We start from the raw sequence: 21769 nt of genomic DNA, 5'->3' as shown, positions 1-21769 counted from the left end.
TATGGCGGAAGCTGTTTTTGAAGAACGGTGATTCGGAATGTCGGGATATGAAAAGCCATGCTGTTTGAGGATAAAGGAGCGAGGAAAAGTGAGCGAGAAAATTATATTTGCGACGGGAAATGCGGGAAAGCTGAAAGAGATCCGTGAGATTTTAAAGGATTTAAACCGTGAGATTGTTACGATGCGCGAGGCTGGATTTGAAGGCGAGATCGAGGAAAATGGAACCACCTTCCGCGAGAATGCAGAGATCAAGGCGAAGGCAGTCTGGGAGAAGACGGGCGGCATTGTGCTGGCAGATGATTCTGGACTGGTGATAGATTATTTAAACGGCGAGCCGGGCGTTTATTCAGCGCGGTATTTAGGGGACACACCGTATGAGGAAAAGAACCGGATTTTGATTGAGCGCGTGAAGGATGCAAAAGGAAAAGAGCGGAGCGCCCGTTTTATGTGCAATATCGCGGCAGTGCTGCCGGATGGCAGAGTGCTTCACACAGAAGCGGCGATGGAGGGCGAGATTGCAAAGGAAGCGGCTGGAAATGGCGGATTTGGATATGATCCGATTCTCTGGCTGCCGGAGTACGGCAAAACGTCAGCAGAGCTCACGATGGAGGAGAAAAACCGTATCAGCCACCGGGGCAAGGCGCTGGAGCGGATGAAGGATGCGCTGAAGGAGGCGCTTGGCGAGTGATGAAAAAAATATTAATTACAAGCGACACCCACCGCCGGGATGGTAATCTGCTGGAAGTCATCCAGAATGAAGCACCGTTTGACATGTTCATTCATCTGGGTGACGCCGAGGGAAGTGAGGACATGATTACGTCGTGGTGTAAGGAGCAGAACCCGGACTGCGAGGTCTATATGGTGCTGGGAAATAATGATTTTTTCTCCCATCTGGACCGCGAGAAGGAGATTTCGATTGGAAAATACCGCGCATTTCTGACCCACGGTCATTTTTATAGCGTATCGGTTGGGACGGAGCGCCTGATCGATGAGGCACAGGATCGCGGCGTGCAGATTGCGATGTTTGGACATACCCACAAGCCGTATCTGGAGCGGCGCGGGGATCTGACTGTGCTGAATCCGGGCAGTCTTTCGTTTCCACGCCAGGAGGGCAGACGCCCGAGCTACATGCTCATGGATCTGGATGACGAGGGCGAGGCGCATTTTACGACCTGCTATTTGTAGAGGTCTGTTACTGGGCACATATGTGTGTCACTGTACACGCATACGTGCCCAGTAACTATGCGTGTACAGAAACCGAAAAAGCAAATATCCGCATATTGACGCATTTTCGGTAAATTGTTATAATGAGAGAGATTGTGAAAAAGGTACTTATCAATGACTCAATCGACCCAATAAAGATGCCGGGGACGGAGGTTTCGTTTCCGAGGCAGGAGTATGACATGAAACTGGAAGCTTTAATTCAAAATATGACGGATCAGATCAAAGAGGCGCAGCTAAAACTTGGTTATGCCAGGGAGACGATGCGCCTTTATTATCCGCTTTCTTCCCTGAATGCGATGCTGGAGATGCAGGAGACGGATATCCGGGAGCTGGCGAAGAAGATACGGCATGAGCTGGAGGCGAAGAAGGAGAAAATGGGAGATACCCAGATTCGGATCCACGCCGATCGGATCGTCTTTACGATCCCGCCGGATTTTGTGGAGTATGTCCATGAGCAGGTTCCGGAACCGCCGTTTTTAAAAGAGCTGATCCAGTTGTTTCGGGAAAAGCACGCCTGCACAAAGGAAGAGATTACCGCTGTGTTTGAAAAATTCGGCGCGTATGAGTGCCGGCAGATGCCGGACGGCATGGATTTTGATTATGTCATTTATTTTACAGACAGCAGCATCGATGCATATGATTACTGCATCCGTGAGGAGATGGGGCACACGATTTACCACCGATTTGCACGGGCTGATTTTGAGGCATTGATGACGATTCAATAAAAAGGAGATTAGACGGATGGAAAACGAGACAAAGCAGACAAATACGAATGAACAGGAGCCGGATATCTTCGCACAGAAGTTAAGAGAGGCAGATTCCTTATATGCCATTCTTTCCGGATGTACGAAAGAGCCGTATGTATACTGTGATCCGGAAACAATGGATGATGCCATCCTGCTGTTTACGGACGAAGAGGGCGCAAAGGCAGGCGCACAGAAGCTGGCAGAGCAGCAGATTCCGGTAGGAATCGCGAAGGTAGACAGAAAGAGCCTTCTGCTTTTCTATACCAGCCTTTACACGATGGGTGTCAATGCTATCCAGGTACACGTGGGCGAGGAGCAGAAGATGATTCAGCTGACCGAGTTTGTAAGACGCAAAGACCCGGAGGAGAGCAAGAATGGAAAAGTCTGGGTGGAGAACCCGGAGCTGCACCTGACGATGCTTTACTATATGCAGGATCTGCGCCGTCAGCCAAATCAGGAGATTACGCCGGAATTAAACGATTTACAGGAGGAGATCGGCGCGCACTTCACGAAGGGCCGCTATATCGTGCCGCTTCCAGAGGAAGGAAATGGCATTCCGCTGGTTAAATTAAAGAGCGGAGATATTTTCCAGCCGATCTTTACGGATGTGATCGAGTTCCAGCGTTTCAACCGTGAGAAGAAATTCCGCCCGGTTGTCGTAGATGCGCTCAAGCTGGCTCAGGTACTCCCGGAGGAGGCAAAGGGCATCGTTCTCAATCCGCTGGGCGTTAATATGCCGCTGACCGTACAGAAAGTAAAGAAGCAGCCGGAAGCACCGGTCCAGAAGCCGGTATCCGTAGAGGCACAGATCGACGCAGCTATCCGCGAGGTTCAGGCAGAGGCTGGACGGGAGTAGGAAAGGAAAGAGTATATGTATCAGGCAGCAGACACCAGATATGATGGAATGACCTACAACCGCTGCGGCAGCAGCGGACTCAGGCTCCCGGCAGTTTCGCTGGGATTCTGGCATAATTTTGGCAGCACCGGCGTCTATGAGACAATGCGGAAGCTGTGTTTTACCGCTTTTGACAATGGCGTCACGCACTTTGACCTTGCCAACAATTATGGACCGGAGCCGGGAAGTGCTGAGGAAAATCTGGGACGGATTGTAAAGGAAAATTTCATGCCATATCGAGACGAGCTGATCATCAGCACGAAAGCCGGATACGAGATGTGGAACGGCCCTTATGGAAACTGGGGCAGCCGCAAATACCTGCTCGCAAGCCTCGATCAGAGCCTTACACGCCTGGGACTTCCGTATGTAGACATTTTCTATCATCACCGGATGGACCCGGAGACGCCGCTTGAGGAGACGATGGGAGCACTCGATCAGGCAGTTAAGAGCGGAAAAGCTCTCTATGCAGGACTTTCCAACTACAATGGACAAAAAATGCAGGAAGCCGCTGCGATCCTGCGCGATCTGAAATGCCCGTTCGTCATCAATCAGAACCGCTACAGCATCTTTGACCGCACGATTGAAAACAACGGCTTAAAAGAAGCCGCTGTCAAAGAAAAGAAAGGCCTGATTGCATTCAGCCCGCTTGCACAGGGAACCTTAACCGACCGTTATCTGTACGGCATCCCAGCCGACAGCCGCGTCATGACCGACGGCAGATTTCTCAAAAAAGACCAGCTCACCGAAGAAAAAATCGGCCAGATCCGCGCCCTCAACGAGATGGCCGGCCAGAGAGGCGAAAAACTCTCCCAGATGGCGCTCAAATGGGTCATGAAGGATCCTGTGGTAACCAGCGTTCTCATCGGTGCGTCCAAACCGGAGCAGATATTAAATAATCTGAAAATGTTGGATGGGGCACCGTTGAGCGAGGAAGAGCTGCTTAAAATCGATCAAATTTGTGGAATAAAATAAACAGAAAACGCCCAGCGGCGCAATTATGCGTACCCGCTGGGCGTTTCCGTCCGTGTTGGCAAACCATATCTATTTAACCGCCACAACCACCCTATTCGGCAGGCAAACCAGCGATTCCCCACTCTCTGAAACGGTTCCCTGCTTCACACAGAGTTTGTCCGGGCAGTCTGCCTCTTCGATCCGGGCACATCCATCTTGAATCACCAGATGATTTTGTCCCCCCTGATACCCGTCGATCCAGGTGTCTATCTCCTCATCCAGCCGGTAGGTGGCGACGGTTGTTCCATCGACACTGACATCGACGGTAAAAGCATCCTTCTGGCGCTGCAAGCGCACAATCAGAAAACCGATGAGTATGACGGCAAGAAGAACCAGAATCAAAACAAAATCATTTCTATTTTTCTTTGATTTCATCAATAAATGCCTCCGCTCCATCCGAGTAAATCAGTTCATAATCATCCGTGATAAAATAAGCATAAATGCCATCCATCGAATTGATGAGTTCCAGACCCTTATCCAGTCCCATCGAGAAACAGGTCGTGCTGAGTACATCGCCGTCCACTGAACGCGGGGAGACGATCGTCACGGCAACCAGTCCGTTCTGGTACGGATAGCCTGTTTTCGGGTTTAACAGGTGATGGTAATTGACACCGTTTTTCTCAAAATGGCGCTCATAGACGCCGGAGGAGACAACGGACATGTCATCAATATTCAGATCGGCAAAGACCGTTGCATAGTCGGCAAACGGTTTCTGCAGCCCGATGCGGAACGGCTGGTGGTTTGTGCGCTCACCGACACAGAGTACGTTGCCGCCCAGGTTGATGATGGCGCTTTCGACGCCGGATTCGGTCAGATAGTCTTTCATGCGGTCGGCAATGTAGCCCTTGGCGATGGAGCCGAGGTCAATCGTCGTGTCCGGGGAGAGGAAGGTTAAAGTATTTCCGTCAAGTTTCACATTTTTCCAGTTGACGCGTTCTGCCGCCGCTGTTATGTCATCCTCCGCCGGGATCACGTGCTCGTCGCTGGTAAAATTCCAGAGAGAACTGAGCGGTTCGATCGTCAGGTCGTAGGCACCATGGGAAACCTCACTGTAATGCAGTCCTTCAGAAATCATCGCCGCCATATCGTCGGAGACGGTAAAAGTCGTCTCGTCGGCGCTGCGGTGGTTTAACTTGTAAAGCTCGCTGCCCTCGATCGTCTTGCTGAAACGGTTTTCGTACTCCTGGCACATGTCCACACAGTGGTCAAGGATCGCTTCATCCTGCGAATCATAGAGTGTGATGTTGACAAATGTATTCAGCAGAAACGCGGAACGGCTGATCGGCTCCCGGCGGGATTTGCTGAAAAGAAGCGCCGCGCCGCAGCCAAAAAATACGACGGCAAGAAGTGTCAGAAGCGCGGATAAATCCTTTTTTTTCATAAAGAGCTCCATTCTTAAAAATATCGAAAATTCGGTTTGAAACTATGTTTGCAAAAATGTCTGCAACTACTCTAACAAAGGTTGATAGGAAAGTCAAGATTACGGCCCAGAAACTAAACGCATCGGCAGCCAGAACGTTACTGGGCACGTATGCGTGAACAGTAACGCCAGAACTGTATCGTACGGAATTTTCAGTTCAGAAAATTCCTATCTGTGAACCGTTACGCGCTTTACAAAACTAAAAATTTTTACTAATATATTATAGAGGTATACAGAGGAGGAAGAAATGCAGAAAAAAGGACGAGCAGGCACATCCAGAGCCGGAAAAATCGCTTTATATGGAATGATGACAGCGCTGGCATTTCTGCTGAGCTATGTCGAGACCCTGATACCGATCAACCTGGGCGTTCCGGGGGTCAAGCTGGGACTGGCGAATCTGGCGTCGATCGTGAGCCTGTATCTGCTGGGAGCCGGTGCGGCAGCGGCGATTGCATTGGTGCGTATCGTGTTGGTAGGATTTACGTTTGGAAACCTGTCGATGATGCTGTATAGTCTGGCAGGTGCTGCGGTCAGCCTTCTTCTGATGGTGGTGTTCCGCCGGTTGGACTGGTTCGGCGTGATCGGTGTCAGCATCCTGGGTGGTGCGGGACACAACATCGGGCAGCTTATCGTGGCGGCGCTGGTGGTGGAAAATGCGAGTCTGTTCTACTATCTTCCGGTGCTTCTGGCAGCCGGAACGGCAGCGGGGGCGCTGATTGGGCTTCTCGGAGGAATCCTGGTAAACCGCTTAAAATGTCTGGATTTGACAAAATTTATGTAAATGGAAGCCACAAGAGTAAGAGGATGTACAGTGACTGTTTATATGCAGGCATTTTTGGAACCGAAAATGCCATGAGATAAGGTGGCGCAGTGGTAGATGGGCAGATAAAGTGTTACTGTTCACAGGTAGGCACTTTTGGAACCGAAAGTGCCGTAAGAAAACGTGGTGGCAGCAGGAATTTGCCGTATTTAAATGCGAAGCCACGGCAAATTCCGTTACTGGGCACGTATGCGTGAACAGTAACGATAAAGTTATAATGATAAAAGGATAAGAATGAAACAGCAAGGTTGTTTTTCAGTCAGGAGGATGGGGTATGGCAGTATATGAAGCAATCAGAAATTTAGTACAGTACGGAGTCAATACGGGGCTTCTTCAGGAGTCGGATCGCATTTACGCGACGAATCAGATTCTCGAGGTTCTGGGACTGGATGAATATGAAGAACCACAGGACGCATGCAGGGAGATTTCACTGGAAGAGACGTTGGATGCCCTGCTTGATTATGCACATGAGACGGGCGTTTTGAAGGAGGACGGCGTGGTGTACCGCGATCTGTTCGACACGAAGCTGATGAACTGCCTGATGCCGCGCCCGAGCGAGGTGATTGGACATTTCTGGAAATTGTATGAGGAATCGCCGGAGGCGGCAACCAATTATTATTACAAATTGAGCCAGGATTCCAATTACATCCGCCGTTACCGTGTTTCCAAGGATATGAAATGGAAAACGGATACAAAATACGGGGAGCTGGACATCACGGTTAATTTATCCAAGCCGGAGAAAGATCCGAAGGCAATCGCGGCAGCCAAACTGGCAAAGCAGAGCGGTTATCCGAAATGCCTCTTATGCAAGGAAAATGAAGGCTATGCCGGACGTGTCAACCATCCGGCGCGCAATAACCACCGCATTATCCCGATCACGATCAATGACAGCCAGTGGGGCTTCCAGTATTCGCCGTATGTGTATTACAATGAGCACTGCATTGTGTTTAACGGTGTGCACACGCCGATGAAGATCGAACGGGCAACGTTTGTCAAATTGTTTGATTTTGTGAAATTGTTCCCGCACTATTTCCTGGGGTCCAATGCGGATCTGCCGATCGTCGGCGGTTCGATTTTAAGTCACGACCATTTCCAGGGCGGACATTACACGTTTGCGATGGCAAAAGCGCCGATTGAACAGAAATTTGAGATGGAAGGCTTCGAGGATGTGGAAGCCGGAATCGTTAAATGGCCGATGTCAGTTCTGCGGACCCGTTCCAAGAATCCGGACCTCCTGATTGATCTGGGTGAAAAGGTGTTGCGTGCATGGCGCAGCTATACGGATGAGGATGCTTTTATTTATGCTGAGACGGACGGAGAACCGCACAACACGATCACGCCGATTGCCAGAAAGAATGGCGATTTCTATGAGCTGGATCTGGTGCTCCGCAATAACATCACGACGGATGAGTATCCGCTTGGTGTTTACCATCCGCACGCGAAGCTGCATCACATCAAGAAAGAAAATATCGGTCTGATCGAGGTCATGGGTCTGGCGGTGCTCCCGTCCAGATTGAAACAGGAGCTTGCCGATCTGGCGGAGGCGATCCTTTCCGGAGGCGATATCCGTTCCAATCCGGAGCTTGAAAAGCATGCGGACTGGGTGGATGAGTTCCTGCCGAAGTATGAGCATATAACAAGTGAAAATATAAACGAAATCCTGCAAAAAGAGGTAGGTCTTGTCTTTGAGCAGGTACTGGAAGACGCGGGTGTATATAAGTGTACGCCGGAAGGCAGGGAGGCATTTGCCCGGTTCCTGCGCTCAGTGGGCTTCCGATAAAGAGGAGATAATGGAGAGAGATTTATTTTTAAGAAAATATCGGATCGAACAGGAAGACTTTGACGCGGCGGGCGTTTCCTGGGAGGAATTGACTGCGATCGCGGATCATTATGCGACGATCGAGGGAAAGCTGCGGGAGATTGGCAAGGATTTTGTAGATAAGTATCTGTATGATATTGAAAAAGCGGGGATCCATTCCTACCGTTACCGTACCAAGGCACCGGGGCATCTGCTGGAGAAGATCATCCGCAAGAAAAAAGAGCAGCCGGAGAAATTTGCCCAGCTGGGAGTTGATAATTACTGGAAATACGTGACGGACCTTATCGGTATCCGTGTATTCTTCCTGTACCGTGAGGATTGGCGTCATTTCCATGAATACATCACATCGGCGTTTGAAAATGCCCCGGATCAGTATGTAAAAGACCGTGAGCGCGATTTTGACAACGATGAGACACACTGCTACATTGCGGAGCGTCCGAAGGTATACCGCCGAAACGGGGACAGCCGGATCTACGATGAAAATGTGATCGAAATCAAGTCAGGCGGTATCTACCGTTCCCTTCACTACATCATCAAATACCGCGGTTACTACGTCGAGATTCAGGCGAGAACGCTGTTCGAGGAGGGATGGAGTGAGGTTGACCACGACATTGTTTATCCGTACCACAAGGACGACGTGATGCTGCGCGATTTCTCCCGCCTGTTAAACCGGCTCTCCGGCATGGCGGATGAAATGAGCTCGTATTTCCGCCGGATGAAGGTGGAGAAGGAGATTGAAGAGGTCCTGCTCGGAGAATATAAGGAAGACAAAGAGGCGAAGCTGCTCGCAAGTATGCGGGAGCTGCTGGGAAAAGAAGAACGATAAGGAATAGGGAAAAGATAACTGGATCAAAAAACAGGCATTGGAATGCTTGCTATCCACACAGTGGTGGATGAAGAGCATTTCAATGCCTGTTTTATGGAGCTATAATTATAGATCCAGCTTCAAATCGCCTTCCTTGATCCATCCAGCTTTCCGGCAAAGTGCGCCGAAGAACAGGGTCAAAACAGCCGGAAGCACGAAGCAGATGAGCAGGATGCCCGGCCACATCATCGAATTTCCACTTCCCTGCATGGCGGTGTAGATGCCGATCGGTCCGACGAGACCGCAGGTTCCCATGCCGGAACCGGCTGGAATATTTTCCAGATGGAAGACCATCGTGGAGAGCGGACCGGTGACCATCGAGGCGAGTGTCGGTGGAATCCAGATTTTCGGATTCCGGACGATATTTCCCATCTGGAGCATCGAGGTTCCGAGTCCCTGTGCCAGAAGACCACCCCATTTATTTTCACAGAAGCTTAAAACGGCAAATCCGACCATCTGCGCACAGCAGCCTGCGGTGGCGGCACCGCCTGCCAGACCGTCGAGGCTTAACATGATGCAGATTGCCGCACTGCTGATCGGAAGCGTCAGGGCGATGCCGATCAGGGCAGAAACCAGAATACCCATGAAAAGCGGCTGCATAACGGTCGCTGTCTTCACCAGATTTCCGAAAGCGGTCATGAATGCAGAGACGCCCGGACCGACAAACTGTGCGGCCAGGATACCGGAGATGATGGTGACGCCCGGGGTGACGAGAATATCAACTGGTGTCTCTTTGGAGACGATTTTTCCAAGCTCGGCTGCGATGATGGTGGCAACGAGCGCGCCGACCGGACCGCCGAGTTCATTGCCCGCGATGCCGACGGTAGCGGCGGAGAAAAGGACGAGCGTCGGTGCCTTTAAGGCGTAGGCAATCGAGACGCCGAGCGCCGCACCGGTCGCGCTCTTGGCGTAGCCTGCGATCGTAGTAAAAATTACAACGCCTGTTTTTTCCCCCAGCGTGCCGAAAATGGTACCGATCAGAAGAGAAGCAAACAGACCAAATGCCATCGCGCCCAGCGCATCGATGAGATACGTCTGAACGGAGATGACAACCTGCTTCCGTTTCAGAAAAGCTTTCACACGTTCCATATTGATAGAACCTCCCAGAGTAAAATAATTGTGAACGGAATGAATCGTTTCAGCCATTCCGGTCAAATCCATGACAGTCAATTCAAGTCGAACGTCCGTGAGACTTGGCGCGTGATTCTGGTCAGCGAAGCTGACATATTCCTATCAGAATCACTGCGCATCCTCGCGGAGCGTTTATCTCAGTCGGAGACAAGGCTTCCACTGAGACAAATTTGCTATTACTCACCACTTGAAGAGGTGGGAGTATTCTCGACTGAGATAAATGGCTTACACCTGTCTTGACAGGTGTAATGGACGTTTGTATTTTAACACGAAATGGAGAAAATACAAGAGAAAATATAGAAAAAAGTAAAAAAGTTATGGTACAATAAAAAATAATTGACGAGGTGTTTTCGAAAAAGTATGTTCGATCCGAGGGGAGGTATTTCATGCAGAGACGAATTTGTCCGATTTGCGACCATCCGATCAAGTATGGTCATTATTGTTCTTTTTGTAAACAGTGGATCCGGAATCCTAACTATGTCAATGCAACTTATTATCTGAATGAGCGTCACCCGGCGCATGAGACGGACTGTGAGTACCACAATGCGGGATCTGCCTCGTGGGAAACGAGTGCAAGGGCAGGCACAGATGATGCCATCCGCACGCTTGCGGACCGGGCGAAGGTATATTCCCAGACGCAGAAAGCAGCAGGCGCAGGCAGACAGGCATCCGTCCGGACACAGAACCAGAACAGTATGTCGTATCAGACAACGCAGAGACGAAGCGCGGTGCAGCAAGGGAAAAATCAGAAAAAGAAGGGGAAAATGAGCCTTGTGCTGGTGATTTTACTGATTTTGTTTGCTTTGTATGGAATTAATTATCTGTATCGTATATTTATGTATTTTATTTGGTTTCTATAGATTTTACCTATGGCAAGATATAGAAAATCAATCCAGAAGATAGCTGCCGGAAGTCTGGCGTTCATTGGGGAAATATGGTATACTGGGCAAAAATCATATAGAATACATAGGCAATAGAGGTCCGGGGCAGAACCGGACGAAATGATGAGAACAGGAGATAAATACGATGAAGATTAAGGATATTTTAGCCAAAGGACAGCCGACGCTTTCGTTTGAAGTGTTCCCGCCGAAGGAGGAGAGCAACTTCGCTTCCGTTGAGAAAGCGGCGCTTGAGATTGCAAAGTTAAATCCGTCATTTATGAGCGTGACCTACGGAGCAGGCGGCGGCACAAGCCAGTATACGGTCCAGATCGCATCGGATATCCAGAGTACCTGCCAGGTGCCGGCGCTGTCACATCTGACCTGCGTCTCCTCGACCCGTGAGAAGGTGCACAGTGTCCTGCGCGAGATTCAGGCACACGGAATTGAGAATGTCCTGGCACTTCGCGGCGATATTCCGAAAGACGGCAAGGTAGAAAAAGATTATCAGTATGCATCCCAGCTGATCCGCGAGATCCGTGAGACCTGCCCGGATCTGTGCATCGGCGCAGCCTGCTATCCGGAGGGACATGTGGAATCGGTCAACAAGACGGTGGATATCGGGCATCTGAAAGAAAAAGTGGAAGCGGGCTGTGATTTTGTGACGACCCAGATGTTCTTTGACAATAATATCCTTTATAATTACCTGTACCGTATCCGAGAAAAAGGAATCACGGTTCCGGTTGTCGCAGGCATCATGCCGGTGACAAACATAAGTCAGATCAAGCGCATCTGCAGCATGTCCGGCACCTACCTTCCGGCACGCTTCAAGGCGATCGTAGATCGTTTTGGTGATAACCCGGCAGCGATGAAGCAGGCAGGTATCGCCTATGCAACTGAGCAGATCATCGATCTGATTGCGAACCATGTAAATGGAATCCATGTATATTCGATGAATAAACCGGATGTAGCGGCGCAGATTAAGAACAACCTGTCGGAGATTCTGTAATGGCGGAAGTCAATCGGAGAGAAATATATCGGTATTTAGGAATTAAAGGGCAGCAGGAGCCGGATCTGCAGACGAAAGCTCTGGTGGAGGACTGTCTGGAAGAATTAGAGCGATCCGTCAACTGCCGGAGCTTTTACAGACGATATCCGCTGACGCTGCTGCCAGATTCAGAACTTGATTTTACGTGTTTTAAAGTAAAAAGCCGGGCGCTCAGCCGCAATTTAAAGGACTGCCAGGAGGTCATCCTTTTTGCGGCGACGCTGGGTGCTGGTGTGGATCTGCTTCTGCGCCGATACAGCCGTCTTTCGATGAGCCGGGCGGTTGTCCTGCAGGCGTGCGCGGCGGCACGGATTGAGAGTTACTGCAATGAAATCAATGACAAATTAAAAGCGGAGGCAGCAGAAGAAGGACTCTATCTGCGTCCCCGCTTTTCGCCAGGTTATGGAGATCTGCCGCTTTCGTGCCAGCCGGATTTCTGCCGGGTACTGGAAGCGGAAAAGACGGTGGGGATTACATTGACGGAAAGTTTTTTAATGATGCCGTCCAAGTCGGTGACGGCGGTCATCGGAGTATCGAAGATAGCGGCGGGCTGTGTGAAAGAGGGCTGTGAGGTCTGTTCAAACAAAAACTGCCTGTACCGGAGAGATAAATAATTTAAGAAACAAAAAACAGAGAGGAAGCTGACATGGGTATACGGGAAGATTGGAACGATAAAATACTGATATTTGACGGAGGAATGGGAAGTCTTTTGCAGGGAGCCGGGCTGAAACCGGGCGAACTGCCGGAAACCTGGAATATCAAGCATCCGGAGGTCCTGGTAAAGATCCATGAGGATTATCTGAACGCGGGTGCGAATATTATTTTATCGAATACATTCGGCGCGAACCGCCTGAAATACAATGAGACAGCCGAGTTTAATCTGGATGAGATCGTGGATGCGGCGATGAAAAATGCCCGGACAGCGGTAGAACACTGCGGTCGTGGTTATGTAGCGCTGGATCTGGGACCGACCGGACGCCTTTTAAAGCCAATGGGCGATCTGGACTTTGAGGAGGCGGTCTCCATCTATACCGAGGTGGTAAAGGCAGGCGTGCGCGGCGGCGCGGATTTGATTCTGATCGAGACGATGAGCGACACGTATGAACTCAAGGCAGCGGTTCTGGCGGCAAAGGAAAATTCCGATCTTCCAATCTTTGCAACCACAATTTTCGATGGAAAAGGCAAACTTTTAACCGGCGGAACACCGAAGTCCGTTGTGGCACTTTTGGAAGGTCTGGGCGTGGATGCGCTCGGAATCAATTGTGGATTAGGTCCGGTTCAGATGAAGCCGATTGTGGAAGAACTCCTTCGGTATGCGTCGATCCCGGTGGTTGTCAATCCAAATGCGGGACTTCCGCGAAGCGAGGGAGGAAAGACCGTATATGATATTGATCCACCAGAATTTGTCGAGGAAATGAAAGGAATGCTGGAGATGGGCGTTTCGGCAGTCGGGGGCTGCTGTGGTACGACCCCGGAGCACATCCGTCTGCTGGCAGAGATGTGTAAGGGCAGAACGAGAAAGCCGATCGAGCCGAAAAATGACACTCTCATCACTTCCTACGCGTCGGTAGTTGAGATGGGAACCGATCCGGTCATTATTGGCGAGCGCATCAATCCGACCGGAAAATCAAAATTCAAACAGGCGCTGCGCGATCACAACCTGGAATATATCCTGCGCGAGGCGATCACCCAGCAGGAAAATGGCGCTGCGGTGCTTGACGTCAACGTGGGACTGCCGGAGATCGATGAAGTGGCGATGATGCGCGAGGTCGTACAGGAATTGCAGGCGGTGACCGAGCTTCCGCTGCAGATTGATACGACTGACACAGAGGCGATGGAACAGGCGCTGCGTATTTACAATGGAAAGGCACTGATTAACTCTGTCAATGGCAAACAGGAGGTCATGGACGCTGTATTTCCGCTGGTAAAACATTACGGCGGCACGGTGGTTGCGCTGACGATCGACGAGGAAGGCATTCCGGCGACGGCGGACGGACGTATGGCGATCGCGCGGAAAATCTGTGCGGAGGCGGAAAAGTATGGCATCCAGAAAAAAGACATCGTGATCGATGCGCTCTGTATGACGATCAGCTCCGAGCCGACCGGCGCGCTGGTGACACTGGAGACGGTGCGCCGTGTCCGCCAGGAACTTGGCTGCAATACGATTCTCGGTGTTTCCAATATTTCCTTCGGATTACCGCAGCGTGAGATTGTCAACTCCAATTTCTTTACGATGGCGATGCAGAGCGGTCTGACCGCGGCGATCATCAATCCAAATTCGGCGGCAATGATGCGTTCTTATTATAGTTACCGGGCTCTGGCAGCACTGGATGAACACTGCGGCGATTATATTGAGCAGGCAGCGCGGCTGGCGATTCCAAAGGCAGGTGCGGGCGGAGCTTCCGGCGCAGGTGCAGCAGGCAGCGCAGGTTCGGGTGCCCCGGCGGCAGGTGCAGCTGGAGCTTCCGGCAGTGCGGATACTGGCAGCCAGGCATCCGGTCCGGAGCATCAGCTTACGGTCAGTGTGGAGAGAGGTTTAAAAGAGCAGGCGGCATCGGCAGCCGGGGAACTCTTAAAGAACATGGATTCCCTGACCGTCATCAATTCCTGCATGATCCCGGCACTCGATAAGGTCGGAAAGGGGTTTGAGGCAGGCACCGTCTTTCTGCCGCAGCTTCTGATGAGTGCGGAGGCGGCAAAATCGGCGTTTGAGGTCATCAAAAACCAGATGGAGTCCTCCGGGGAAGCAGGAGAGAAGAAGGACAAGATCGTGCTGGCAACCGTCAAGGGCGATATTCATGACATTGGAAAAAATATCGTAAAAGTATTATTGGAGAATTACAGCTATGATGTGCTGGATTTAGGTAAGGACGTAGCTCCGGAGGCGATCGTGGAAGAGACGATCAAGAACCATGTAAGACTGGTCGGTCTGTCCGCCCTGATGACGACCACCGTGCCGAGCATGGAGGAGACGATCAAGCAGCTCCGCAAGGAAGCACCGTGGGCGAAAGTCATGGTCGGCGGCGCGGTTCTGACCCAGGAATACGCGGATATGATCGGAGCAGATGCGTATTGCCGCGATGCGATGGCGTCTGTTAATTACGCGCAGCAGGTGCTGGTCTAACGCTTGACAGTCTGCCTTACTTAGACTAAAATTAGGGTAATTAAAACTAAGAATTGACGAGGGAGGGACAGCTATGGTATCGAAGAAAGTGAAAGTGGTTAATCCATCGGGACTTCACCTGCGGCCGGCTGGCGTGCTTTCGCAGACCGCGATGAAATTTAAGAGCCGGACTCTGATTGAGTGCGGGGAGAAACATATTGTGGCAAAGAGCGTGCTGAACGTGATGGCAGCGGGTATCAAGTGCGGCACCGAGATCACGGTTGCCTGCGACGGACCGGATGAGGAAGAAGCGCTGAAGACGATTACCGAGGCGATCGAGAGCGGACTCGGAGAAGAACTGGAACAGTAAGGTATCAGCCATTGCCTGCACAGTGTGCGGACGGTGACACACATATCAGAACCAGAGGGGGATATCGCAGAACGGCAGAAATTGCAGTTGTGCAGGTATCCCTTTTTAGATGGAAAAGAGGGGTTTTTATGGAACTGAAAATTTACGAACACAAAGCGCAGTATTATGAAACCGACCAGATGGGAATCATTCACCATGCAAATTACCTGCACTGGTTTGAGGAAGCGCGGATCGACATGATGGAGCAGATGGGAATGGGATATGACATCATGGAAAAACAGGGGATCATAAGCCCGGTGCTGTCGGTTCACTGCGATTATAAGAGCATGGCGCGGTTTGGCGAGACGGTGCAGGTGCTGGTTCAGATGAAGGAATACAACGGCATCCGCATGACGCTGGAATACACGGTTTTTGACAAGGAAACGGGCGCAATCCGCTGCGTGGGTGAGAGCCGCCATTGTTTCCTGACCCGCGACGGAAAGCCGGTTTCCCTGAAACGCAACTATATCGAGATGGATCGTGCGTTTAGGGAATACAGCGAACAGAGCCAAAAAGAAGAGTAAATGCTGACTGGTTCGAAAATGACAGATGCGCTTATAAAGTGCTTGAAAAGCGGGAAAATTGTGGTATGATGTAAAAGATAAAAAAAAACGCAGAGTAGGAATACAGGCGTTAAGTGCCGGTTGAACAGGGAGTTGTCAGCCGGACGAAGAGACCCTCCGGGGTTTCGCGGTCAGTATTCCGCATCCCGCTGCATCGTTGATACAATCTATCTCCTGATGTGGTTCGAGAGATCTGCAGAAAAGGAGGTATTTTTTTATGAAAAAATTTGCAGTATGTTATCAGGCATCCTTTCAGGAACTGAAACACGTGAAAACACTCACGACTGCCGCCATGCTGATGGCTGTCTCCGTTGTTCTGGGATACTTCACGATTGAGGCTGGTCCGTATTTGAAAATCGGATTCGGCGGTGTGGTCAACCAGTTTGTCTACTACCTCTTCGGTCCGGTGGCTGGAGCGGTCTATGGCGGAGTCTTGGACCTGGTCAAATATGTCGTAAAGCCGACGGGGGCATTTTTCCCGGGATTTACGCTGAATGCGATGCTGGGCGGCGTGCTGTATGGCACAATTCTGTATCGGAAACCGCTTACCTTCCGCCGGGCGCTCTGGGCGGATCTGGTGGTGGCGCTGATCTGCAACATATTTTTGAACACACTCTGGCTTAGCATGATGTCTGGAAAAGCAATGATGGTGCTTCTGCCGATGCGTGTGCTTAAGAATCTCATCAAGTGGCCGGTGGATGCAGCACTCTTTTATCTGATTGCAAAACGGATGGAGAGTCTTGGGCTTGTGCGGATGATCCGTAAATTCCAGTCGGAGTGATTCTGGAGGATTCGTTTTGAGCAAAAGGAAACATACATGGACAGCGAAAGTCTGCGGGCACGGTGGCTGCATGCCATGAAAGGAACCGTTTATGAAAAAATGCATCATGCATGATGGAGGAAAACAGATGAGAGAAAAAGCAGTTTCGCGGAGCCGGGAACATTCGAAGGATGTGGCGCTTTGCGGTCTGTTTGCGGCGCTGGTTGCCGTGGGGGCATTTATCAAGGTTGTCATTCCGACCGGCGCAGATACCATGAACTTCACCTTGCAGTGGTTTTTTGTGATGCTGGCAGCATTTCTGCTGGGCTCCAGACGGGCATTTACCAGTGTGGGTGTCTATTTGCTGATTGGACTTGCGGGCGTCCCGATCTTTGCACGCGGCGGCGGTCCGGCGTATCTGCTGCGCCCGACCTTTGGTTTTCTGGTGGGATTTTTCCTTGCGGCGTGGGTCATGGGAAAGGTCTGTGAATGTTTGAATTCCTGGAAAATGGGAGCGCTGATGACGGCGGCGACGGCTGGATATGTGGTATATTATGGAATGGGAATGGTTTATTTCTATCTGATTACCCATCTCGTAACCCTGCAGCCGATCGGCTGGAAAGCGATTGTGCTGGTTTACTGCCTGCCGGAGATGCCGGCGGATTATATTCTCTGCATTCTGGCGGCGATCATGGCAAGACGGCTGCGCCCGATGGTACAGGCGTATCTGTAGAGAAAAATGAATAGGATATAAAAAAGACAGACAGTCTGAATGCAGTGCAGCAAACGGGCTGTCTGTTTTTGTCTCATAGAAAACGTTACTGTTCACGCATACGTGCCCAGTAACGGCACATTCTTTTGTAACGCTGCCAGTTGTGTTTGACCCTATCATTTTTGCAGAAAATATGGTAAGATGTATGGAGATTACGACAGAGGAAGATTTGGGCGTTACAGGTTTTTGGTCTTGGAAAACGTCTGAAGAGGATGCAAAAACGAAAGCCAGTGAACTGTCAGAATCCAACCTGATAAAAAGGAGAAGTATGTATGAGTGAGAATTGCAGTCATAATTGTTCAAGCTGCGGCGAAACGTGTGCCAGCCGGACGATGGAGAGTTTCCGGGTGCCGTTAAATCCGCAGAGTTCAGTTAAAAAAGTAATTGGTGTAGTCAGCGGCAAGGGCGGCGTCGGAAAATCCCTGGTGACATCCCTGATGGCATGTAAGATGCGTGCGAGAAACAACCGCGTTGGCATTCTCGATGCAGATATTACCGGACCGTCGATCCCGAAGGCATTTGGCATTCACGGCATGGTAGGTGTGACAGCGGATCAGCTGATGCTGCCGCGCACGACCTCGACGGGGATAGAGATTCTTTCTTCGAACCTGATTCTGGAGCATGAGACGGATCCGGTAATTTGGCGTGGACCGGTTGTGGGCGGCGTGATTAAGCAGTTCTGGAGCGAGGCACTCTGGAAGGACATTGATTATATGTTTGTCGATATGCCTCCGGGAACTGGCGATGTGCCGCTGACTGTATTTCAGTCCCTGCCGCTGGCAGGTATTATCATTGTGACTTCCCCGCAGGAGCTGGTTTCGATGATCGTGGCAAAAGCGGTCAACATGGCAAAGAAGATGGATATTCCGATTCTGGGACTGGTTGAAAACATGAGTTATCTGGAATGTCCGGACTGCGGAAAGAAGATTTCTGTGTTCGGTGAAAGCCATATCGAGGAGACGGCAGACGAGTATGAGATTCCGGTGCTTGCGAAGATTCCGATCGATCCGTCGATTGCGTCCAAGGTGGACGAGGGGCTGGTTGAGTATGTGGAATCCCCATGGCTGGATGCGGCGGCTGACGCAGTTGAGAAGGCATAAAAGAATATAGATATATAGAAGAGGTGGAAGAATACAAATGAATATTGCTCAGAATCCCAACAGCGAGCTGAGCCATTTCGCGGTCAATACGCCTCAGGTGTTTGAGATTCCTGAGACATTCCGGGAGACGGCAAGGCAGTTTCAGGAAGCGATGATGCAGTACAGCTGCGCGATTCGAGAGTTTAAGACGAAGCTGGAAGTGCTCAACGATGAGCTTTCCATGCGGAATGCAAGAAACCCGATCGAGATGATCAAGGCGAGAGTGAAGAAGCCGAAGAGTATTGTAGAAAAATTGCAGCGGCGCGGACTTCCGCTTTCGATCGAATCGATGGAGTCTAACCTGGATGATATAGCGGGTGTCCGTGTGATATGTTCGTTTGTGGACGATATTTATGAGATCAGCCGGATGCTGGAACGCCAGGATGATGTGACCATCATTGCGATCAAGGATTATATCAAGGCGCCGAAGGAAAACGGCTACCGCAGCTACCACATGATCGTGGAAGTACCGGTATTCTTTTCAAACAGTAAGAAAAATATCCGTGTGGAAGTTCAGATCCGCACGATTGCCATGGATTTTTGGGCGAGTCTGGATCACCAGCTCAAGTATAAAAAGCAGCTGGATGCCCAGGAGGCCGCGGAGATCGGTGCGGAGCTGAAAAAGTGTGCGGATGTCATCGCGGAGACGGATTGCAAGATGTTAAGCATCCGTCAGAAGATTGAGGAAAAACATCCGACGCAGGAAGAATAGCCGTGATGTAAACGAATAGACCATGTATCATCCATTAAAAATTGCCTGCGGCAACGGGATTTTTGCCTGCTGGCTCATGTTTTCGTACGGTCAGCGCAGTAAATGCGCAGATCTACTGAAACGTTACCTTTAATACATAAAATAGGACAGGGTTTCGGTAATTCGGAACCCTGCTTTTTTATAGATCGAGAGTGCCGGATAATTGTCACTGCTGACGTGAAGAACAATCCGGGTGCAGCCGCGCGTGATCAGGTCGTTTAAGACCAGACAGAAAGCAGCTTCACCGATTCCCAGTCCGCGGCAGAGGTCATGGACCCGGAAGCCGTAGAAACAGGCATGAAATGTGCCGGGAACGTCCGGGACGGGCTGCATACGCGCCATGCACACGGCAGCCGGAGAGCACATCGGATCCGGCGGAGTCTCTAAAAATTCATAGGTCAGAATTGTAACGGTCGGATCTGGATCATCGGCGCTGTGGAAGCAGTCCCAGCAACTGTCGGGATCAACACTTTCGTTGACGTCACCTTCTGGTGCAGAAGTGCAGGTAAAGGTAAGCGGGCGTTTTTCAACCATGGGAGAGTCAAAGCGTTCGGCCGTCGGGTCAAAGTCCCATTTCATCTGATATTCCTGATCGACGCGGTCAGCGTGAATGGCTTTCATCGTGGCAGCCGTATCAGCGGATTCTGGGTCAACCGGAAATAGAATATCGTGCTCACCGGAGATGTCGCAGGCTTTTTCTAAGAGTGCGGCAAAATATCCGCGTCGGCGCAGGGAAGGGCGGGTGAAGGCGATGCATTCGACGGGTTCCTCGTCCGAAGAGCCATCCGGTGGAAGGATCATTCCCATGATGGCTGCAAGTGTCTCTGATTCATCCAGAAGAAGCAGGAAACAATTTCCGTCTTCAAATGGAAAAGAAATGTGGATCGGCTGCGTCTTCTGGCATTCATTCAACAGTGCCAGGATCTGTTCTGCCTGTCTGGCAGAGAGTGAGTTTGTCTGAATTAAATTCATAACTTCTAATCCTTTCTTTCTTGCAATACAAAGTGTACCAGCTACAAAAGCAGCTGAGAAGATAAGTCTTTCATAAAGATAAACGTATTTGCGGATAAAAACTTCACGTTTTTTGGATCGAAAATGTCTGGATTTTTCAAATCGGAAAAGCTTACCTGTATCGTATAAAAAAGACGCAAAAAATTCAAGGAAATTGACAGAATTTATGCTAATTTTCATATTGTCCTATAAATTTGAGAGTGATAGAATAGAGGCATTAATACGAAAGGCGAAGACATCATGAAGTACTTGAAAGAAGTGACAATTATTTTTGGTATCACAATGCTGGGAGAATTTTTGAACTATCTGCTTCCGTTTCCGGTTCCGTCTGGCGTATACGGATTGTTCATTCTTCTACTTATGCTTTGCACAGGAGCATTACATACAGAAGATGTGGCGGAAGTGGGGGATTTCTTCCTGGATACGATGCCGATTATGTTTATACCGGCAGGTGTGGGCCTGCTTGACAGCGTGCAGGAGGCGGAGTCCATCCTGGTGCCGCTGACAGTGATTACCGTGATTTCGACGGTATTTGTTATGGTTGCGACCGGGTGCGTGGCGCAGAGCATTATCCGCAGAAAGAATAAAGGGGGTGCAAAAGCATGAATGGACTGATTCATTCTTCTCTTTATTTTGGAATGCTGGTCAGCGTCGGCGCGTATATGCTGGGCGTCTGGCTGAAAAAGAAGACCGGCTGGGCGATTTTAAATCCGCTGCTGGTTGCAATTATAGTTGTGATTGCATTTTTATCTGTTTTTCATATAGAATATAAGGAGTACAACCGCGGTGCGGTGTATCTGAGCTATTTTCTGACACCGGCGACGGTCTGTCTGGCGATTCCGCTGTATAAGCAGCTGGAGCTTTTGCGCCAGCACCTGATTGCGGTTGTTTCTGCAATCGTGGCAGGGGTAGCGGGAAGTGTCGGCAGTATCTATGTGATGTGCCGTTTCTTTCAACTGGAGCATACGCACTATGTGACATTGCTTCCAAAGTCCATTACGACGGCGATTGGCATGGGCGTCAGCGAGGAAGCGGGCGGTATCGTGACGCTGACGGTTATCAGCATTATAATTACAGGAATTTTGGGAAATATTATAGCCGACTGGCTGTTTCAAATATTTAAAATTGAAGAGCCGATCGCGAAGGGGCTGGCACTTGGAACGGCAGCCCATGCGATTGGAACGGCAAAGGCGCTGGAATTAGGCGAGATCGAGGGTGCGATGAGCAGCTTGTCAATTGCGGTCGCCGGTCTTTTGACCGTAGTGGTAGTACCACTGATGTCGGGACTGATTTAAAGGTGGTGCTGAAACGGTCAGAATTTGTATAGAAATTGGAATGCACATAGAGAGGCAGAGAAAAAAATATTGCGGGTCATGCGTATGATAACGGCAGCAAAAAGATAGG

24 protein-coding genes and 1 riboswitch are annotated in these 21769 nt (G+C 50.3%); of the genes, 20 read left to right on the top strand and 4 right to left on the bottom strand.

Annotated elements, in window-relative coordinates; genetic code table 11:
• Positions 1-88 precede the first annotated feature (88 nt).
• From rdgB to DXC57_RS09370, 5 genes are all read left to right on the top strand, one after another.
• Positions 89-688: an RdgB/HAM1 family non-canonical purine NTP pyrophosphatase gene (gene rdgB / locus DXC57_RS09390; RefSeq protein ID WP_117796170.1), complete on the top strand. Its 600-nt coding sequence runs from the start codon at positions 89-91 to the stop codon at positions 686-688.
• Positions 688-1185: a metallophosphoesterase gene (locus DXC57_RS09385; RefSeq protein WP_107000502.1), complete on the top strand. Its 498-nt coding sequence runs from the start codon at positions 688-690 to the stop codon at positions 1183-1185. The genes rdgB and DXC57_RS09385 overlap by 1 nt, the downstream gene beginning before the upstream one ends.
• A 134-nt stretch (positions 1186-1319) precedes the next feature.
• Positions 1320-1949 carry a DUF3877 family protein gene (locus DXC57_RS09380; RefSeq protein ID WP_182427961.1) on the top strand — a complete coding sequence of 210 codons (630 nt, stop codon included), beginning with the start codon at positions 1320-1322 and terminating at the stop codon, positions 1947-1949.
• 16 nt (positions 1950-1965) lie between these two features.
• Complete coding sequence (locus DXC57_RS09375; RefSeq protein WP_022359338.1) at positions 1966-2826, top strand: SseB family protein; 861 nt, start codon at positions 1966-1968, stop codon at positions 2824-2826.
• Positions 2827-2841: 15 nt separating this feature from the next.
• Positions 2842-3837 carry an aldo/keto reductase gene (locus DXC57_RS09370; RefSeq protein ID WP_118652292.1) on the top strand — a complete coding sequence of 332 codons (996 nt, stop codon included), beginning with the start codon at positions 2842-2844 and terminating at the stop codon, positions 3835-3837.
• Positions 3838-3906: 69 nt separating this feature from the next.
• On the opposite strand, the gene DXC57_RS09365 is transcribed toward DXC57_RS09370, so the two are convergent.
• Complete coding sequence (locus DXC57_RS09365) at positions 3907-4251, bottom strand: NusG domain II-containing protein (protein ID WP_182457270.1); 345 nt, start codon at positions 4249-4251, stop codon at positions 3907-3909.
• A complete protein-coding gene (locus DXC57_RS09360; protein WP_118652286.1) occupies positions 4232-5257 on the bottom strand; it encodes an FAD:protein FMN transferase in 1026 nt (341 codons plus the stop codon). Before DXC57_RS09360 ends, DXC57_RS09365 begins: the two co-directional genes overlap by 20 nt.
• Positions 5258-5543: 286 nt before the next feature.
• Here DXC57_RS09360 and DXC57_RS09355 point away from each other — a divergent pair, with 286 nt between their 5' ends.
• The 3 genes from DXC57_RS09355 (at position 5544) to DXC57_RS09345 (ending at position 8761) form a co-directional block, all read left to right on the top strand.
• Positions 5544-6077 (top strand): Gx transporter family protein, encoded by a 534-nt coding sequence (locus DXC57_RS09355; RefSeq protein ID WP_118652283.1) that lies wholly within the window; start codon positions 5544-5546, stop codon positions 6075-6077.
• 313 nt (positions 6078-6390) lie between these two features.
• Complete coding sequence (gene galT / locus DXC57_RS09350; RefSeq protein ID WP_118652280.1) at positions 6391-7896, top strand: UDP-glucose--hexose-1-phosphate uridylyltransferase; 1506 nt, start codon at positions 6391-6393, stop codon at positions 7894-7896.
• Positions 7897-7906: 10 nt separating this feature from the next.
• A complete protein-coding gene (locus DXC57_RS09345; protein ID WP_207722879.1) occupies positions 7907-8761 on the top strand; it encodes a RelA/SpoT domain-containing protein in 855 nt (284 codons plus the stop codon).
• Between the two features lie 105 nt (positions 8762-8866).
• Here the strand turns inward: DXC57_RS09345 and DXC57_RS09340 are convergent, their stop codons facing one another.
• Positions 8867-9889 (bottom strand): PTS sugar transporter subunit IIC, encoded by a 1023-nt coding sequence (locus DXC57_RS09340; RefSeq protein WP_022359346.1) that lies wholly within the window; start codon positions 9887-9889, stop codon positions 8867-8869.
• 428 nt (positions 9890-10317) lie between these two features.
• On the opposite strand from DXC57_RS09340, the gene DXC57_RS09335 reads away from it, so the two are divergent.
• The 10 genes from DXC57_RS09335 (at position 10318) to DXC57_RS09290 (ending at position 19315) form a co-directional block, all read left to right on the top strand.
• Positions 10318-10791, top strand: a complete 474-nt coding sequence (locus DXC57_RS09335; protein ID WP_118652277.1) for a hypothetical protein — start codon at positions 10318-10320, stop codon at positions 10789-10791.
• Positions 10792-10957: 166 nt separating this feature from the next.
• Complete coding sequence (gene metF / locus DXC57_RS09330) at positions 10958-11818, top strand: methylenetetrahydrofolate reductase [NAD(P)H] (protein ID WP_022359348.1); 861 nt, start codon at positions 10958-10960, stop codon at positions 11816-11818.
• Positions 11818-12471 (top strand): vitamin B12 dependent-methionine synthase activation domain-containing protein, encoded by a 654-nt coding sequence (locus tag DXC57_RS09325; RefSeq protein ID WP_118652274.1) that lies wholly within the window; start codon positions 11818-11820, stop codon positions 12469-12471. The genes metF and DXC57_RS09325 overlap by 1 nt, the downstream gene beginning before the upstream one ends.
• Before the next feature lie 32 nt (positions 12472-12503).
• The gene (locus DXC57_RS09320) at positions 12504-14981 is read left to right on the top strand and encodes a homocysteine S-methyltransferase family protein (protein ID WP_118652271.1); all 2478 of its coding nucleotides are present in this window, start codon (positions 12504-12506) and stop codon (positions 14979-14981) included.
• Positions 14982-15054: 73 nt separating this feature from the next.
• Positions 15055-15330: an HPr family phosphocarrier protein gene (locus tag DXC57_RS09315; RefSeq protein ID WP_022359351.1), complete on the top strand. Its 276-nt coding sequence runs from the start codon at positions 15055-15057 to the stop codon at positions 15328-15330.
• A gap of 128 nt (positions 15331-15458) precedes the next feature.
• Positions 15459-15893, top strand: coding sequence for an acyl-CoA thioesterase (locus tag DXC57_RS09310; protein ID WP_107000491.1), 435 nt, complete (start codon positions 15459-15461; stop codon positions 15891-15893).
• Positions 15894-15981: 88 nt separating this feature from the next.
• A riboswitch (THF riboswitch) is annotated at positions 15982-16086 on the top strand.
• A 63-nt stretch (positions 16087-16149) separates the two neighbouring features.
• Positions 16150-16713, top strand: a complete 564-nt coding sequence (locus DXC57_RS09305; protein WP_118652268.1) for a folate family ECF transporter S component — start codon at positions 16150-16152, stop codon at positions 16711-16713.
• Between the two features lie 127 nt (positions 16714-16840).
• Positions 16841-17425: a biotin transporter BioY gene (locus DXC57_RS09300; RefSeq protein WP_118652502.1), complete on the top strand. Its 585-nt coding sequence runs from the start codon at positions 16841-16843 to the stop codon at positions 17423-17425.
• Positions 17426-17736: 311 nt separating this feature from the next.
• Positions 17737-18564, top strand: coding sequence for an Mrp/NBP35 family ATP-binding protein (locus DXC57_RS09295; protein WP_022359355.1), 828 nt, complete (start codon positions 17737-17739; stop codon positions 18562-18564).
• 37 nt (positions 18565-18601) lie between these two features.
• The gene (locus tag DXC57_RS09290; RefSeq protein WP_118652265.1) at positions 18602-19315 is read left to right on the top strand and encodes a GTP pyrophosphokinase family protein; all 714 of its coding nucleotides are present in this window, start codon (positions 18602-18604) and stop codon (positions 19313-19315) included.
• Between the two features lie 129 nt (positions 19316-19444).
• On the opposite strand, the gene DXC57_RS09285 is transcribed toward DXC57_RS09290, so the two are convergent.
• Positions 19445-20326 (bottom strand): GNAT family N-acetyltransferase, encoded by an 882-nt coding sequence (locus DXC57_RS09285; RefSeq protein WP_182457268.1) that lies wholly within the window; start codon positions 20324-20326, stop codon positions 19445-19447.
• Between the two features lie 279 nt (positions 20327-20605).
• On the opposite strand from DXC57_RS09285, the gene DXC57_RS09280 reads away from it, so the two are divergent.
• Positions 20606-20971: a CidA/LrgA family protein gene (locus DXC57_RS09280; protein ID WP_022359358.1), complete on the top strand. Its 366-nt coding sequence runs from the start codon at positions 20606-20608 to the stop codon at positions 20969-20971.
• Complete coding sequence (locus tag DXC57_RS09275) at positions 20968-21660, top strand: LrgB family protein (RefSeq protein WP_118652259.1); 693 nt, start codon at positions 20968-20970, stop codon at positions 21658-21660. The genes DXC57_RS09280 and DXC57_RS09275 overlap by 4 nt, the downstream gene beginning before the upstream one ends.
• The last annotated feature ends 109 nt before the right edge of the window (positions 21661-21769 follow it).

It is taken from the genome of Clostridium sp. TF06-15AC (genome assembly GCF_003481165.1).
GTDB lineage: Bacteria > Bacillota > Clostridia > Lachnospirales > Lachnospiraceae > Otoolea > Otoolea fessa.
This window is presented reverse-complemented; position numbering and strand designations above follow the sequence as displayed.

Excerpts from the sequence above, each read along its gene's own strand:
- DXC57_RS09295 (WP_022359355.1), top strand. The coding sequence starts at position 17,737 with ATGAGTGAGAATTGCAGTCATAATTGTTCAAGCTGCGGCGAAACGTGT.
- DXC57_RS09285 (WP_182457268.1), bottom strand. The coding sequence starts at position 20,326 with ATGAATTTAATTCAGACAAACTCACTCTCTGCCAGACAGGCAGAACAG.
- DXC57_RS09340 (WP_022359346.1), bottom strand. The coding sequence starts at position 9,889 with ATGGAACGTGTGAAAGCTTTTCTGAAACGGAAGCAGGTTGTCATCTCC.
- DXC57_RS09315 (WP_022359351.1), top strand. The coding sequence starts at position 15,055 with ATGGTATCGAAGAAAGTGAAAGTGGTTAATCCATCGGGACTTCACCTG.
- DXC57_RS09290 (WP_118652265.1), top strand. The coding sequence starts at position 18,602 with ATGAATATTGCTCAGAATCCCAACAGCGAGCTGAGCCATTTCGCGGTC.
- metF (WP_022359348.1), top strand. The coding sequence starts at position 10,958 with ATGAAGATTAAGGATATTTTAGCCAAAGGACAGCCGACGCTTTCGTTT.
- DXC57_RS09345 (WP_207722879.1), top strand. The coding sequence starts at position 7,907 with ATGGAGAGAGATTTATTTTTAAGAAAATATCGGATCGAACAGGAAGAC.
- DXC57_RS09325 (WP_118652274.1), top strand. The coding sequence starts at position 11,818 with ATGGCGGAAGTCAATCGGAGAGAAATATATCGGTATTTAGGAATTAAA.
- DXC57_RS09320 (WP_118652271.1), top strand. The coding sequence starts at position 12,504 with ATGGGTATACGGGAAGATTGGAACGATAAAATACTGATATTTGACGGA.
- DXC57_RS09305 (WP_118652268.1), top strand. The coding sequence starts at position 16,150 with ATGAAAAAATTTGCAGTATGTTATCAGGCATCCTTTCAGGAACTGAAA.
- DXC57_RS09375 (WP_022359338.1), top strand. The coding sequence starts at position 1,966 with ATGGAAAACGAGACAAAGCAGACAAATACGAATGAACAGGAGCCGGAT.
- DXC57_RS09385 (WP_107000502.1), top strand. The coding sequence starts at position 688 with ATGAAAAAAATATTAATTACAAGCGACACCCACCGCCGGGATGGTAAT.
- DXC57_RS09365 (WP_182457270.1), bottom strand. The coding sequence starts at position 4,251 with ATGAAATCAAAGAAAAATAGAAATGATTTTGTTTTGATTCTGGTTCTT.
- DXC57_RS09355 (WP_118652283.1), top strand. The coding sequence starts at position 5,544 with ATGCAGAAAAAAGGACGAGCAGGCACATCCAGAGCCGGAAAAATCGCT.
- DXC57_RS09275 (WP_118652259.1), top strand. The coding sequence starts at position 20,968 with ATGAATGGACTGATTCATTCTTCTCTTTATTTTGGAATGCTGGTCAGC.
- DXC57_RS09370 (WP_118652292.1), top strand. The coding sequence starts at position 2,842 with ATGTATCAGGCAGCAGACACCAGATATGATGGAATGACCTACAACCGC.
- DXC57_RS09310 (WP_107000491.1), top strand. The coding sequence starts at position 15,459 with ATGGAACTGAAAATTTACGAACACAAAGCGCAGTATTATGAAACCGAC.
- DXC57_RS09360 (WP_118652286.1), bottom strand. The coding sequence starts at position 5,257 with ATGAAAAAAAAGGATTTATCCGCGCTTCTGACACTTCTTGCCGTCGTA.
- DXC57_RS09300 (WP_118652502.1), top strand. The coding sequence starts at position 16,841 with ATGAGAGAAAAAGCAGTTTCGCGGAGCCGGGAACATTCGAAGGATGTG.
- DXC57_RS09280 (WP_022359358.1), top strand. The coding sequence starts at position 20,606 with ATGAAGTACTTGAAAGAAGTGACAATTATTTTTGGTATCACAATGCTG.
- galT (WP_118652280.1), top strand. The coding sequence starts at position 6,391 with ATGGCAGTATATGAAGCAATCAGAAATTTAGTACAGTACGGAGTCAAT.
- DXC57_RS09335 (WP_118652277.1), top strand. The coding sequence starts at position 10,318 with ATGCAGAGACGAATTTGTCCGATTTGCGACCATCCGATCAAGTATGGT.